The 14,742-nt window shown below is 44.4% G+C and carries 13 protein-coding genes and 1 tRNA gene; 7 read left to right on the top strand and 7 right to left on the bottom strand.

Annotated elements, in window-relative coordinates; genetic code table 11:
• The first annotated feature begins 296 nt into the window (after positions 1 to 296).
• A complete protein-coding gene (locus V7K30_RS23160) occupies positions 297 to 1,850 on the top strand; it encodes a serine/threonine-protein kinase (RefSeq protein ID WP_335003256.1) in 1,554 nt (517 codons plus the stop codon).
• A 475-nt stretch (positions 1,851 to 2,325) separates the two neighbouring features.
• On the opposite strand, the gene V7K30_RS23165 is transcribed toward V7K30_RS23160, so the two are convergent.
• The 5 genes from V7K30_RS23165 to V7K30_RS23185 form a co-directional block, all read right to left on the bottom strand.
• Positions 2,326 to 2,523 (bottom strand): NblA/ycf18 family protein, encoded by a 198-nt coding sequence (locus V7K30_RS23165; RefSeq protein WP_041565841.1) that lies wholly within the window; start codon positions 2,521 to 2,523, stop codon positions 2,326 to 2,328.
• Between the two features lie 1,041 nt (positions 2,524 to 3,564).
• Positions 3,565 to 4,290, bottom strand: a complete 726-nt coding sequence (locus V7K30_RS23170) for a Stp1/IreP family PP2C-type Ser/Thr phosphatase (protein WP_335003258.1) — start codon at positions 4,288 to 4,290, stop codon at positions 3,565 to 3,567.
• 17 nt (positions 4,291 to 4,307) lie between these two features.
• Positions 4,308 to 5,993: an ABC1 kinase family protein gene (locus V7K30_RS23175; protein ID WP_335003291.1), complete on the bottom strand. Its 1,686-nt coding sequence runs from the start codon at positions 5,991 to 5,993 to the stop codon at positions 4,308 to 4,310.
• A 118-nt stretch (positions 5,994 to 6,111) separates the two neighbouring features.
• On the bottom strand, positions 6,112 to 6,438 hold the full coding sequence (locus tag V7K30_RS23180) for a DUF6825 family protein (protein WP_335003260.1): 327 nt from the start codon (positions 6,436 to 6,438) through the stop codon (positions 6,112 to 6,114).
• Positions 6,439 to 6,488: 50 nt separating this feature from the next.
• Entirely contained in the window at positions 6,489 to 6,668 is a 180-nt protein-coding gene (locus tag V7K30_RS23185) for a hypothetical protein (RefSeq protein ID WP_335003262.1), read from the bottom strand.
• A gap of 109 nt (positions 6,669 to 6,777) precedes the next feature.
• Here V7K30_RS23185 and V7K30_RS23190 point away from each other — a divergent pair, with 109 nt between their 5' ends.
• Complete coding sequence (locus V7K30_RS23190) at positions 6,778 to 6,963, top strand: hypothetical protein (protein ID WP_335003264.1); 186 nt, start codon at positions 6,778 to 6,780, stop codon at positions 6,961 to 6,963.
• A gap of 44 nt (positions 6,964 to 7,007) precedes the next feature.
• Here the strand turns inward: V7K30_RS23190 and V7K30_RS23195 are convergent, their stop codons facing one another.
• Entirely contained in the window at positions 7,008 to 9,716 is a 2,709-nt protein-coding gene (locus V7K30_RS23195; RefSeq protein ID WP_335003266.1) for a CBS domain-containing protein, read from the bottom strand.
• Between the two features lie 438 nt (positions 9,717 to 10,154).
• Positions 10,155 to 10,388 carry a hypothetical protein gene (locus V7K30_RS23200; RefSeq protein WP_335003268.1) on the bottom strand — a complete coding sequence of 78 codons (234 nt, stop codon included), beginning with the start codon at positions 10,386 to 10,388 and terminating at the stop codon, positions 10,155 to 10,157.
• A gap of 207 nt (positions 10,389 to 10,595) precedes the next feature.
• On the opposite strand from V7K30_RS23200, the gene psbZ reads away from it, so the two are divergent.
• The 5 genes from psbZ to V7K30_RS23225 all read left to right on the top strand — a co-directional run bounded on the left by psbZ (position 10,596) and on the right by V7K30_RS23225 (position 14,314).
• Positions 10,596 to 10,784: a photosystem II reaction center protein PsbZ gene (gene psbZ, locus V7K30_RS23205; protein ID WP_179068007.1), complete on the top strand. Its 189-nt coding sequence runs from the start codon at positions 10,596 to 10,598 to the stop codon at positions 10,782 to 10,784.
• A gap of 189 nt (positions 10,785 to 10,973) precedes the next feature.
• Positions 10,974 to 11,552, top strand: a complete 579-nt coding sequence (gene ribH / locus V7K30_RS23210; RefSeq protein ID WP_335003270.1) for a 6,7-dimethyl-8-ribityllumazine synthase — start codon at positions 10,974 to 10,976, stop codon at positions 11,550 to 11,552.
• A gap of 115 nt (positions 11,553 to 11,667) precedes the next feature.
• Positions 11,668 to 11,739, top strand: a tRNA-Gly gene (locus V7K30_RS23215).
• Between the two features lie 897 nt (positions 11,740 to 12,636).
• On the top strand, positions 12,637 to 13,044 hold the full coding sequence (locus tag V7K30_RS23220) for a hypothetical protein (RefSeq protein ID WP_094348002.1): 408 nt from the start codon (positions 12,637 to 12,639) through the stop codon (positions 13,042 to 13,044).
• 4 nt (positions 13,045 to 13,048) lie between these two features.
• Positions 13,049 to 14,314 carry a glutamate-5-semialdehyde dehydrogenase gene (locus tag V7K30_RS23225; protein WP_335003272.1) on the top strand — a complete coding sequence of 422 codons (1,266 nt, stop codon included), beginning with the start codon at positions 13,049 to 13,051 and terminating at the stop codon, positions 14,312 to 14,314.
• Positions 14,315 to 14,742: the final 428 nt, after the last annotated feature.

Genomic DNA, 14,742 nt, shown 5'->3' on the forward strand with positions numbered 1-14,742 from the left:
TTCTGCTTGTTTAATCTGGTATATTGCACCAGTTGTAATAACCGTCTCGCTTGCAAACTGCCAGAGAATGATTTCAATCCTCTTTTAGAGGACTGAAAAAAGCTAGTACAGCACTTCCTAAATAGAGCAACGATTGGAAATCGCCCAAAAGCCTACCCTATAAGCTTTTTGATTTCCGCCTTCTGCCTTGCGGTACGAGCCTATAAAGTCATTTCTGGGCGCAATAATTCAGATATCAGTTTGAATGCACTTTTCCTCCCAAACACTTACAACCTGCTTTTGGATTCAAATTCTCTATGTCAGACCCCAACATTGGTCGCTTACTCAGCAAACGCTACCAACTCCAGGAGTTAATCGGTACTGGAGCAATGGGTCGGGTTTATCGTGCCAAAGATACTTTGTTGGGAGGTGTACCTGTTGCGGTTAAGTTTCTCGCGCTATCAATCCAAAATGAAAAGATGCGATTGCAAGACCGCTTTGAGCGAGAAGCAAAAACCTGTGCTTTACTAGGGCAAAAAAGCATCCACATTGTCCGAGTTATGGACTATGGCGTAGATGACAATAACACCCCGTTCTACGTCATGGAATACCTACAAGGACAAAGCCTGAACAATATTATTCGCAAGCAACGACTGCCTTTACCAAGATTCCTGAGTATGGCGCGTCAACTCAGCCTGGGGTTACAGTGCGCTCATGATGGCATTCTAGTTGAGGGCACTATTTGCCCAATTATCCATCGCGATGTCAAGCCAAGCAATATGCTGGTGATTCAAGATCCCAGTTTTGGAGAATTGGTCAAGGTTCTAGATTTTGGTATTGCTAAGTTATTACAGTCAGATGGCGACCATACAAAATTCTATTTGGGGACATTGGCTTATTCTTCTCCCGAACAGATGGAAGGTAAAGAATTAGACAACCGTGCTGATATTTATAGTTTGGGCGTCATGATGTTTGAGATGCTCACAGGCAAAATGCCACTGGTGGCACCAACTCACTCTTTTGGAGCATGGTATAAAACACATCATTATCAAAAACCACGTTCTTTTGCTGAGGTTGCGCCGGGATTAGAACTACCAAAAAAAATCGAAAATTTGGTGATGAGTTGTCTAGCTAAAGTAGCACGCGATCGCCCCCAAACCATCACTGAAATTCTTAAGGTTTTAGCATCTCTAGAAAAGCCTGAACATACACGCAAAATTAAGCAGGACAGCCATGCCCTAGTTCCTGCAACTACAGTTAGCACTGAGCTTGAACAAAAGACAAAAGCCGATTTGCGGGCATCCTGGTCAAACGATGAAATCGCTCGTGCCATTTCTTGGCCCCAAAATAAACCTATTGCCGATATTGTCTTTCCGCAGACCATTAACGCCAATGGAGAGGTTTTACCAGCTCTGTGGGTGATGCTACCGCAAGAAGAAATTCAAAAGCGCTTACTCTGTACCCGCTATAACCAATTTCTTTTCATCTCTATTCCTCATCCCATGCTGCTATGGATTACTGTCATCTACAACCGCAAATATGGCGCTAAATGGTTACCTTATTACCTTGATCTCAAAACCAGTCTTGGTCAAGAAATTACCCGGTTATTACAGCATACAGGTTACTACCGCCTGTTGTTCTTTGCACGAGAAACACCAAATCGCTGTACCCATATCTTACTTTCCAGCGTTGCTTCTGCCCAGCGCCAACGACTGCAAGAGTGGGTCGCAATGAGCAATACGTTGATATCCTCTGCCGACCCGCAAATTAGTAAAAGCTTACTCAAAAGCGAGTACGAAAAGATTAAGCCTCAAATTCTGGCAAAACTGGAAAGTATTGATACAGATTCTCCATACGATCTTTCCAGTTAGGCATAATTTCTTAATTAATGTTACGTGTTTTAGATGGAACTAAGGGGTGGTCACTCAAAGAATGTAAACTTTTATAAACAAAATATATATAAAGATGTAAGTTCTAGTTATATGTATAAAGAGTGAAATGACTAACTCCTAAAATAGGGCGATCTAAATTCTCTGTGAGTCTTGCTGTGTACATATTCTGGGGGATTGCAAATTTACGCAGGTGTAATTCTTACACTAGACAGAACAAAAATAAGTTTGGCTAAAGCAAACAGCTAGTTTAGCCTACAAAGCTAAAGCTAAGTCTAGAATCCAGCAGATGTGCCATAGATAATGTTTACTCATTCTTAGTTAATTTTGTGAATTTAACTTTTGTGCCGCTCTTGTGGAATTAGTTATCGAAGTTGACGCCCCGACATCCCCAGCTGTTTTCCTCCTTGGAACCAAGCAAGAGAAGGAGGTCGCCCACTGCGACAGTAGAACGACTCTATGCCATAGTGGAACCGGAATCTAAGCCCCACTGGTGCTTAAGAAGCTCTTGATAAGTTGCCTCGCGCACTACCATTTGCTCATAGAGCTTGACCAAAAAGTCTTTAGCTTGATCGTGGCTCATATTTTGCACCTGAGTAGCAAATGAGCAGATACTGAATTGCTGTTCCAAGGATAGTTTCATTGGTTGGTTCATAGTTAACTCCGAAAAAACAACGCGTAAAGATGATATCGCTCACAGAAGTCCAAATGGGATGATATTTGGACTTATATCTGTCCAACATTTGTTCCTCCGTATTAAGAAAGATAACAATTGTTTTACAGATTGCCCACACCCTGAGCGGGGACTTTTTCTGCTCTGATATCTTGCATCTAACCCTATTGATATACCACCCAAGTTAGGCGAACCATATTCTGGAAAATAGGTTCTGTTTGAACTCAGATTAAGTATAACTACCTCCCTGACTCCTTCCCGCTTTGCACAACTCTCCTTTGAGGAGAAGCTTAGGTGTTATCCTTAACCCTAATAGTTTTTTCTTAAACAGATAAAACTAAGATGCTGTCTTCCCCAGTATTGAGGAAGCTTCAGAGGGTGGGGATTTTAAGGAGATTGGAGAATGAATGGTAATAAGCGTGAATTATAGTCGCTTTACCTTATTACGTGCAAGATGTCAATTTATCAATTTATGCAAATTCAGCCTCCTTAAGTCACTTTGGAGGCTAAAAGTATTTGTATCAAATTGTAAAAAGGAAAAATGCTCACGCTGAACAAATTGCTGAGTATATCTACCAAATAAGAGTTAGGAGTAAAAACTAATAACTTTGCTAATTTGAGATTTGAGATTTTTCCTTCAATCCCTTCGGCTTGGTGCAGTCGCTGGTGGGGGAAACCCCCAGACGCTCTCTACGAGACGCGCAAGGGACACAGGCTCGCTCTAAGAGTTGCTATGCCGTTGGCGTACCCCTACTCTTAAGCAAGCTAGCAAGAGCGTGTCGCAGAAAAGCCTCTTGTTCGCGCAGCGTCCCGTTGGCGGAGCCTAAGAAGAGAAGGCTTTACGCTGCGCGATGCGCGGCATCGTCTCCCCTTCTTCCAAAGGGAGAGGCTAGTGCCTGCCGTAGGATGACCGAACGCAAGAGCGTCTCCTAAAGGAGAAGGGCTGTAGGGAGAAGACCGGGCTGCTTCACCAAAATCCAAAATCCAAAATTCAAAATCTAAAATTGAATGACTCATAACTTTTTAGTCGAGTGAGACGATGACAACTGTGATGTTATCGTGCCCTCCGTGCTCTTTGGCAGCCTCAACTAGAGAGATGGCGGCTTTATCAAGCCAAGGAGTGTCTTGGAGGCAGCTAGCAATCTTCTGTTCGACAAGTTCTTCTGTGAGACCATCACTACATAACAGTAAGCGATCGCCAACTTTTACATCCAGTGGTTGCACATCAATCTGATGCAAGTCTTCACGCCCCAAACAGCGCGATAATACATGACGAAAAGGATGTAATCGGGCTTCATCTAAGGTGATGTCACCGATTTTGATTGCCCGTGCTACCCAAGTGTGGTCTTCCGTTACCTGTTCTAATTGCGACTCCCGAAAGCGATACAGCCGCGAATCGCCAACATGAGCGCACCAGGGCGACTCTGGGGAGCGCAAAATTACAGCTACAACCGTTGTACCCATGTCGGCGCGTTCGGGATGATTTTGCTGATCCTGCAAAATCGCTTCATTGGCACCCCACAAAGCTTGCTCTAGCAATTCTTGGGAAGACTTAGGAGATTGCCAATTTGCCACCAAATACGCCTGAATTTCCTTAGTGGCAATCCGACTTGCCTCCTCACCTCCCGCATGACCACCCATACCATCGGCGACAACGAAAAACCGCCCCTCTGGGTCGATATAGTAAGCATCCTGATTATTAGAACGAATAAGTCCCGGATCGCTAAAACCCGTGAAATTAAGTTTCATAAATTTTTTTGCAACAATTAATACATACGATCGTAACGGTCAAGGCGTAAAAGTAGTCGGATCACGATCACTGAAAGCCCTGCTGCAATTAAACCAGGCACTAGTGCCCACCATACATAATTGTTAACCACTAAGATCGTAGCTGAAAGTGTGAAACCACTGATTAACAGAGCATAGCTTATTGAGAGCTGAATACTGCTCTGCCGCCGCAACAGCCGTTCAGTTTCTATAGACCGAACGCGCAAGCGCATATCTCCGCGTTCTAGCTTCTCTAGCGTATCCTCTAACCTACGTGGTAGACCAAACGCAGTACTACTTACCTGAGCTGCTTGACGACTTAATTCGTTAAGAAAGCTATTCCCCTCAGAACCATTCATATCGGTCATAAGCTGCATTGCATATGGTTTGGCAACTTCCATAAAGTTAAACTCTGGATCTAAACCTTTGCCTACGCCTTCCAGAGTAGAAAAGGCTCGCATCACAAAAGTGAAGGTTGCTGGAAATCTAAATGGCTGATTATAAGCTATTTCGTAAAGATCGTCACTGATTGCCGCGACCGATTGATTTTCAAAGGGCTTATCCATGAAATGATCCAGCATGTACTGGACGGAACGCCGCACTGGGCCGATGTCATCCGTTGGGGCGATCGCGCCTAAATCGATCAGAGACTGAACAACGCGATCGCCATCTTTTTGGGCAATACCAAACAGGGTTTGCATCAGTCCTTCACGCACGTTGGCTTTAATCCGCCCCATCATGCCGAAATCGTAGAATATCAAAGCCCCACTTGCACTAACGGCAATATTGCCTGGGTGGGGGTCGGCGTGGAAAAAGCCACTGTTGAGTAACTGTATTAAGTAGGCTTGAGCGCCTTGACGAGCGATCGCCTTTCGATCTAAACCTGCTGCTTCTAAAGCTTCGTATTGGCTAATTTTAATTCCAGGGAGATATTCCAAGGTGAGTACTCTGGACGTGGCGTAACGCCAGTATATTCTTGGGACGTTCACCCAATCGTAGCCGCGAAAGTTCCGGCGAAAAGTATCAGCATTACGACCTTCGTTGAGATAATCAATCTCTTCCCAAAGAATGCGGCAACACTCTTCGTAAATACCCAACCAATCTCGCCCCCGTCCCCATTTGGGATGGTTTTGAAAGTAGCGGGTAATTCCCTTGAGAATCTGTAAATCTATTTCAAATAACTTTTTTAGTCCAGGACGTTGCACCTTGACAACAACCGATTCCCCAGTATGCAGCACAGCTTTGTGTACTTGCCCCAAACTAGCAGCAGCTAAGGGAATAGGTTCAAAATTATGGAATAGTTCAGGAATTTTCTTGCCTAGTTCTTTCTCAACGGTCGCTTCTACTTGCTCATAGCTAAATGCCGGTACTTTGTCTTGTAACTTGGCTAATTCTTCTACATATTCACCAGGGAATATATCAGCACGGGTAGAAAACAATTGCCCAACTTTGATAAAGGTTGGCCCTAAATCCAGCAGCGTATTGCGAATCCAGACCGCTTGGGTTTTGCGTCTTGCAGCTTGCTTTACCTCAGTCACACCACCCGGATAACTCCAAGATTTGTTGTATAGCCAAAGTTTGAACAATAAGGTCAAGACAAAAGACCAAATGTCCACAAAACGCCGTCTGCTAGAGTATTTTTCCCGATTCCAACGGTATGCCTTATCTGAATAACCTTGTTCCATATACTTTTGTGTACCGTTGGTTTGCAACCGAATCACTTGGAAGAAAAGACACTCTGATTCCTAAACTGTTTTTGATCAAGTGTCATTTGTCCTTTGAGCAAATGACTAATGACTAAATTTATGCCGAAGTTCTGCGATAATGTTGCAATTCTGTTCGTAACAGGGCAATTTCTGCTCGCAATTCATCAATATCTGCTTGTACGTCACCTGAATCAGAACTGGTTTGCCCACTACCTGTAGTAGGTTGACCAGCATTAGCCGCTTCTGCTGACCGATTTGCCCGCTCTAGGACTTCTTCTGTAAACTGGCGCAATTGCTCTCTAGCTTCCGCATCAAATTTGCCCAGATCACTCAAAGCATCGGTCAAGACGACCTCTAAACGCTCATTAACTACTTCAGCTACTGCTCTGCCTACGAAAAAGGCTTGCACAAGGGGGTTACTCATAAATTTTTGTTACGTTGATCCGCAAGAGAATTATAACTTGCCCGTATGCTTTACGGCTTCTGCTGGGGAGTTAGACATTTGGGGTTGGCGATGTGCGACTTTTGCTTTGGTGAATAGAATTCGCGCATCGCTTTTTTTTCTGCGCCTCTGTGGTAGATTTTTAACCGCAGAGGCGCAGAGAACGCAGAGGGAAGAGTTTCAGGAGGAATTTGGATAGAGATGTGTCGCATCTATAACTAATCTTAAAAAGATTGATTAATTGATTTACCCCTGCTAATTTAAGTGTATTTGCGTAATACACAAAAGACTTGGCATCTTTTATTTATTGCCCTTGAACTTATGAATAGCTATCCTTATTCAGATTTCAGCGAACACGGCTATCAAATTTTGCGAGAATTGGGACGTAATCGCGAAGGAGGAAGGATTACTTGGCTAGCATCAAAAGTTGATACAGGGGAACAGATGGTAATAAAGCAGTTTTGCTTTGCTCAAGCTGGTTCGAGTTGCCATAGGCGCTATCTGTGAAAATAGAAATTATCTTATTTTTTGACGCCAAGAAAATGGCGCATTTATTTGGGATAATGCTTGGCTAAAAATTCCTCAGTTTCTCTGTTATCTTTAATCACTCCATCCAAGGTAGCAGCAAGTACATCATCTAATATTTGCCGATACTGGGGCCCTGGTTTGTAACCAAGTTTCTTTAAATCATTGCCATTCAATAGTGGCTGCACATTCGCCCAAACAGTGAAATATTCCCAAATTTGATGTCTAATCTCTCGCGGACTTTGCACGGCGATTAAAATCAGTATTGGTAAATCATAGTGTCGCAGCAACTGCACTACTTGACTCGGGCGTTGCAAACTGGGTAATAATGTCATCACCTCAGTTTGCACTTGAGCTAAGTTCTTCAGCCTAGCAATGCTATCCTCTGGCAATTGCAGATTTTTTGCTACTTTCGCCCGATATTGTGTTGCTAGGTGGGCGATTAACGTTTCTAAGCGCATTTCCCAATGGATAAGGGTTGGTTGCGGGTCAAATCGCCGCAAGCAGCGTTCTAGCAAACGTAATTGTCGCAGGAGTTCTGCGTCTAGCTTCAGGGTAGGATGGATACACTGCAATGCCCCTAAATTATCGAGTAACTGCAAAGCCAATTTCCAGTAGGGGGCTTCTAGGATGTACTTTAATTCTGTTTTCAGTCGAGTTTGCAGGGCTGGAGTTCTGCTATTCTCTTGAGCAGTGCGATCGTAAACACCACTGTTGATGGCATAGCGGATAAACTCTTCAGTTTGCGGTTCAATCTGAAATCCAAAGCGCACGGCAAAGCGCACACCACGATAAATGCGGGTGGGGTCTTCGATAAAGCTATTGGCGTGTAAAACCCGAATTTGCCTAGCTTGTAAATCGATTAACCCGCCAAAAAAGTCAAGTAATTCGCCAGCACGGGGGGTAGTGAGGCGCAAGGCGATCGCATTGATGGTAAAATCTCGACGATACAAGTCTTGACGAATAGAACTCGCCTCAACTTCTGGATTTGCTGCTGGATAAGGATAGAATTCTGTTCTAGCGGTGGCAATATCTACCCATAAAGAATCTAATTCTGGGTCTTTGTGCCACAGCAAAGCAGCAGTTTGAAAAGCCCCGTGGATTTCTAAGCGAGCCGCAGGGTAAAGTTGTTGGAGTGCCTTTGCTAGTTCCACACCAGCACCAACATCTGCTGATTTATGAAAGCCATCAACTACTAAGTCAATATCTTTAATCATCAAGCTGCCTGCGGCGTCAGCTAACAGCAAATCCCGCACCGCACCTCCTACTAGATAAAGATGCCAACCCCGTTTTTCTGCCTCTGCTGATGCTTTGGTGAGCAATTGCCACAGTTGCGGAGCAAGTTTATTCTCCAATTGAGGGAGACTAAGATTACTTTCCCTTCCTCTTCTCGTCTCCCTCTCTCTCCCTCTTCCCTTCTCCCCCTCTCTTTCTTGATGTAATTCCCTCAATACATCAGTACGGCTGACAATACCAACTAACTGACCGTTCTCCAATACTGGCAAACGTCCAATATCGTATGTCACCATTAGCGCTTCAATTTCTGGCAGTGTCGTATCTGGTGTAATTGTTTTAAGATTTACTGTCATGTAACCCTTGACTGGTGCATGACTAAATCCGTGATGCAAGGCGATATCAATATCCCGCCGCGAAATAATACCTACCAGTTGCTTTTGAGCATCAACTATAGATAAACCAGAGTTTCCATAGCGTAATAAAATACGCTGGGCTTCGGCAATTGTGGTTTCAGGCAGAATAGTGCGGACAGGAGAAGACATCAAATCCCTAGCTGTGGGGGGATGGGGAATTTGTGCTTTTACTCCCTCAAGGAGTTGTTTTAATATTGCCTGCGAATTTACTTTGCGTAGGTTCAACGATGCGGCTTGCGAATGACCGCCGCCGCCCAGAAGTTGGAATAATAGATTGAGATTTGTTTTGGGAATTTGCGATCGCCCAATTACAGTTAAGCGGGAATCACTTTCACCCAAAGAATATTCATTGGCTAATAGTATGGCATCAATTTCGGTTAATTCCACAAGTTCCGAAGCCAGACTCGATAGCCCTGGCACAAAACCATCTGTTTTCAGAGTTACCCAAGCAACCGTATATCCATGTAGACAGAGATATTCTAAATTTTCCAGCGCCTCAGTTAATAGCTGCTGCAATTGCAAAGACAAGCCAGGGTCACGGTAGGTAGAAATTACTGATAAACTGGCACCTTGTTGCATCAACCAAGCCAAAGCTAAAGCATCCCGTGGTTTAGACTGGTCAAAGGTCAATGAGCCAGTGTCAACATGGATACCCAAAGCCATCACAGTTGCTTCGGCAGGAGTCAGGGAAATTTGCTGTTGTTGCAATTGCTCCACAATTAAAGTTGTAGTGGCTCCCACTGAGGAAATATGCGATCGCGTGGCGAGAATATCTGACTCTTGTCCTAAGTGATGGTCATAAACTATAATCTCTCTTAGATTGGGCAAATCTAACCACTCAGATGCTTTACCCAAGCGATCGCGCTGTTGCGTATCCACCACAGTCAGAGAACGAATTTTTTCTGGATTCACCGAACGGCGTTCAATCAGCGGATATTCATCCCGATGCAATGCCAAAAAATCCCGTACAGGAGGGTGAGAACCACCAGTCAGCACAATCTTACTTCCCGGTAGTAGGCGCGTTAACCCTACTGCTGCTCCTAGTGCGTCAAAATCTGCTGTTGTGTGGCAAAGAATTAAATCCATAGTTCATTAGCCATTAGCTAAAACTTAAAGTTGCCCCACATCTCACCCGTAGGGCAGCGGAGGATAAATTTTTGGGCGTTAAGAAGTCCCACCCCTGACTAATAAAGACTCTTACTCGTTGAGGAAAAAGGGTAGGCAACGATTCGCCAATTTAACGAATCGCACTCCCCATCTTCAAGGTACCCCTAAGATGGGGATTGTGAGCGGGGGACGAGGATTGCATCTGGAATTGATTTTTTGCTTTGCAAAAACAAATTTTGGATGCATGACGAATCCCCAGGATTTTTTGGTAAGATATGTACTGTCTTGACCATCAATGCCACAAGCGAAAACCAAGCTAACAGGTAGATGTTGCAAGAAAAAGATTTGGGTCTTGGGAACCAGGACTCCTGCCCTTGGAGGGAATGTCAGACCAATAGAGCTACGGAGTTTTACAGGCTATTCCCGATGAATTGGGAAGCCCCGCCGTAAGATGGCGGGGTAGTTCACTAAGTGTTTTCTGGTAAAATACTTGTGGTTTACTTCACCCACATTGGTATCTGATAAGCCTCTGTCCAGTAGCATAACGACTATTGGTAAGCGACTCCGTTGCACAGCATGAAAGTAAGTCGGCACATCTTGATTAATACAAATTACCGATTGGTTTGTCCAATAGCGCGAATATGCCAGCATTTCATCCAGGATAGTAAAATTTGTAGGGTACAAGGTAAGAAATTCATAGTCTGCGGTAGGGCATTCCGTGGACTTAAAACAAAGCTCAACGCCTCCTAAGCAATAGCTGGATTGGTTGAGAAGCTTACACTGTAGAGCTTGCTATCAGTGTAGGAGTATGTCACGATATTCTATCCTTAGTATTTCGCTGTATTGGGAGAAGCAAAAATGACCATAATATTCCAATTTGCCTTGATAGGTCTAGTCCTGTTGTCTTTTGTCCTGGTAGTGGGCGTTCCTGTTGCTTACGCCACTCCCCAAAATTGGGGTGAATCTAAAAAACTGCTCTGGGTTGGCTCTGGTGTCTGGATTGGTTTGGTATTTTTAGTTGGTTTGTTAAACTTTTTTGTCGTGTAGACGACGGCTTCACTCTGGCGCAGGCACATAATATAAGAACTAGAGGAGCAGAAAAGCCAAGGTCAAAGACCAAAGGAAAAAAGGAGAAATTTTTTCCGATTTCCTTTTTTCTGACCGTGCTTTCCTGCTCCTCTACATTTAAATAAGAAATGTATATTGGCCAGAACTATAGTTGATTAAGAGGCAGTCATGGCAGTTTTCGAGGGAACTTTTACCCAAACGGAGCCTTTGCGGTTTGCAGTGGTGATTGGTCGATTTAATGACCTAGTTACCGGAAAGCTGCTAGAGGGATGTCAAGATTGCTTGAAACGCCACGGTGTAGACCCTAACCCCCAAGGTAATCAGGTAGACTATGTTTGGGTTCCGGGAAGTTTTGAGGTACCTTTAGTAGCTCGCCAACTAGCACTTTCCCATCGTTATGATGCTGTAATTTGTCTAGGTGCAGTCATTCGAGGACAAACACCCCATTTTGATTATGTATCCTCAGAAGTTTCTAAAGGCATTGCCGCCGCTAGCTTTCAAACTGGAGTACCAGTAATTTTTGGCATTTTGACAGTAGACACTATGCAGCAAGCCTTAGAACGGGCAGGCATCAAAGGTAATCATGGCTGGGATTATGCCATGAATGCCCTAGAAATGGCAAGCCTGATGCGGCAACTGCGTTCTAACCTGGCAGAGCCATATTCTCGTAATAGCCAGTCAATGCCTGCCTCTTTTCAAAGTGCCAGCATAGGCAATTTAACTGCGGAGTCAGAAGAATTGGGCTAGATGAGTGCTGAGTTATGAGTGCTGAGTTATGAGTTAAAAAACTCGGCACTCATAACTAAATTAAGGGGTTGACAATTAGGAATAAATCTGAGATATTGGTATACGGAGATTGATTGCGGGTATAGCTCAGTGGTAGAGCGTCACCTTGCCAAGGTGAATGTCGCGCGTTCGAATCGCGTTACCCGCTTCCAACTAAAACCTCTTGAAGTCGAAAACTCCAGGGGGTTTAGTATTTTTAAGGTGCATTGAAGTGTTCCTCGATTCGCGCTCCGGTGTTGTGAATCGCTCCCAATGTGGACAGATCGAGCAAACAAATCGTCTACTCTCCCAATGTGAATATCGCCCACTCAAATCACGTTCCTCACTTGCTAAGAAATATAAAACCCAGCTTTAGAGTAGTCTAGATATGGATTAGCTTGGCTACAATCTTTATAGGTGTAATCAATTCATTTTGTGTAGGGTGTATTACACTTGACTAAAGGTGGCTAGTTAACATAGTAGTGTAGTTAGGTGCAAAGCCTCTTTTAGCAGTGAAGTTAGCCACAATCTATTTGGCCAAAGAGTCAGACACACGCTCTGGATTTTTTGGGAATTCCCGCTTTTGAAACGCTTGGGAACTGCAAGGAATAAAGATTGGACGTAATCCCGATCTAACTTTGATAAGTGGATAGTAATATATAGTGACCCAAAGGAAAATTAGCGGGTTTGTTGGTGTCTGTTGTTTATGAGCGTAGCCTTCCCAAACGATTTGTTTTAGGAGTGGTTGCCAGGTATCCTTAAAATTGTACCAGGTGTGTCAGCACAATAAATGCCCAAAAACGCAACCACATTACCTTTAAAGCGACAAATGAAGAGAAGGAAATTTTTAAATAAGATTGCCAGTTCCGGGGAAAGACTACAAACAGAGAACTCCGTACTAATATGGCAATTAGGATATTTATAGTCGGCTGCATCAACTGTTTGCAATTATGGCGATGTTTGAGTTGCCTGTCCATCTTCATAAAGAGAGAAGCCTCTAAGGCATTTATTAAGGGATCATATTCTCGCAGTTTGTGTAAAACACGCTCAAGTTATTAGAACGCTTGTGCAATCTCAAAAACCCGAAAAAATCGACTTCAATACCGAATACCCCTGTCCTTGTCGTCGCCGGGGTCAGTTAATTCCGATTACGCTGACAGAAGCATTTGGTTGCGATCGCTGTCAGCAAATCTTTGTAGTAGAAGATAATGGTCATGTCCTAGAACAGCTTTCTACCACCTATCCCTACAAACGGGCTTGGCGTTGGATGGGAAATAGTTGGCATGTTGTCCATCCCCGCTTGGGAGAAAGCTATCTGCCTATAGCACTTGGCATTATTTTCGTGCTAGTGATTATATGGCTGCCATTAGCACTGCGATTGGCAAATGGTTCCAGCATTATTGCTTGGGCAATGGTGGCGGTGCTGTTGGCTATCCTACCAGCACTAATGGTCTGGCTTACCTACAGACGTTAACTCAATGACTGTTGAAGTTTTGGATGACCACCCCGAACCGATTACTAGTGCCCAACGAGCCTATCAAGCTTCCCTAAAGTTGGGGATCACAAAGGGAGCAGACCGGAGTCGTGCAGTACTGGCGATGGCACAGGCTCTTGAGCGCTCATTTGACGACATTCTAGAAGCCAATACCTTGGATTTAGAAGCCAGTCGGGAAATGGCAGTGCCAGAGTTGATATTGGACTGGCTAAAGCTGACTCCCACAAGGCTAGAGATGACAGTGGACATTTTACAACGGTTGGGGGAATTATCAGATCCGCTGCGGCGCGTCAGAACCGCTGATTATCAACTGGAAGATTCCCAAAGTTACACCCAGTTAATGCCCTTGGGAGTGATTGGATTTATTTATGAAGCGTTTCCCGATTTAGGAGCGATCGCAGCGGGTTTTTGTATTAAAACTGGCAATTGTCTAATTCTCAAAGGCAGTACTGAAGCTAGCCATTCTAACGCGGTGATCGCTGAGGTACTGCAAAGTGCGATCGCGGAAGTTGGATTACCTCCGGGCTGTGTAGAACTGATCACAGCCGAACATGGTGCTTCAATTCGGGATTTAGTCACCCAAGATCAGTACGTAAATTTAGTGATTCCCTACGGACGTTCTAGCTTAGTGCAGCAGGTAGTACGACAGTCAACTTGCCCAGTCTTAAAGTCAGCAATGGGTAACTGTTATCTCTACTGGTCGCCCAATAGCAGCTTGGAAATGGTGCGCTGGATGATTCTTGATAGTCATCAAAGTGAACCCGATCAAGTCAACGCCATTGAAAAGGTGCTAATTCATCGTCAAGCCTTGCCATCATCAATAGCCGTTCTGTGGAACAGCTTGATGGAAAAAGGCTTTGAAATTAAAGGGGATGCAGAACTAGTAAAAGCCTTTCCCCAGTTGCAGCTGGTGAAGGAAAGAGAATGGGCAAACCCATATTTAACTAGGACAGTAGCTTTTAAACTGGTGGATAGCTTAGAGGCTGCGATCGCCTGGATTAATGAACACAGCAGTGGTCATGCCGACTCCATCGTTACTGAATCTTACCAGGAAAGTCGGCAGTTTGCCTTGGGAGTTACCAGTGCCTCTACCTACATCAACACTTCCCCGCGTTTTTCCCGCAACCCCTCGCGGGGAGATTCAGTATTTCTCGGCATGTCTAACCAAAAAGGTCATCGGCGGGGATTTATCAGCCTAGAAACCTTGACCACCGTCAAGCACATTGTTCAGGGAAATGGCAGATTTTAACCTAATTCGTAATTCGTAATTAGAAAAGGGTTTGACAAGAGTGCTTGTAGCGGCAGATCTGTTTAGGTTAGGGTGTAGGGCGGTTTTCATACTACTCATTTAGCCTCCTAAGTTTTTAGATCCCCCTAAATCCCCCTTAAAAAGAGGGAGTTTAAGAGACTCTGAGCAAGCCTTTTTAAGGGGAGTTGGGGGGATCTAAGACTTTGAAAACACCCCCTAATCCCCCACAAAATTCTTTTAATCCCCATACTAAATTCTTTGACGGTATTTACCGGGGATACGTTCGCTGCAACCTTACCCCAGAACGCTGGCAAAGTGACTACCGCGTTGTATCAAGGTAGGGTCGAGGAGAGCGTTACTGCTCTTCCCCTCCCATCCGAAACCGTGCGTGCGACTTTCACCGCACACGGCTACTCAGTGTGTTAACT

It is taken from the genome of Nostoc sp., assembly GCF_036917655.1.
Lineage (GTDB): Bacteria > Cyanobacteriota > Cyanobacteriia > Cyanobacteriales > Nostocaceae > Nostoc.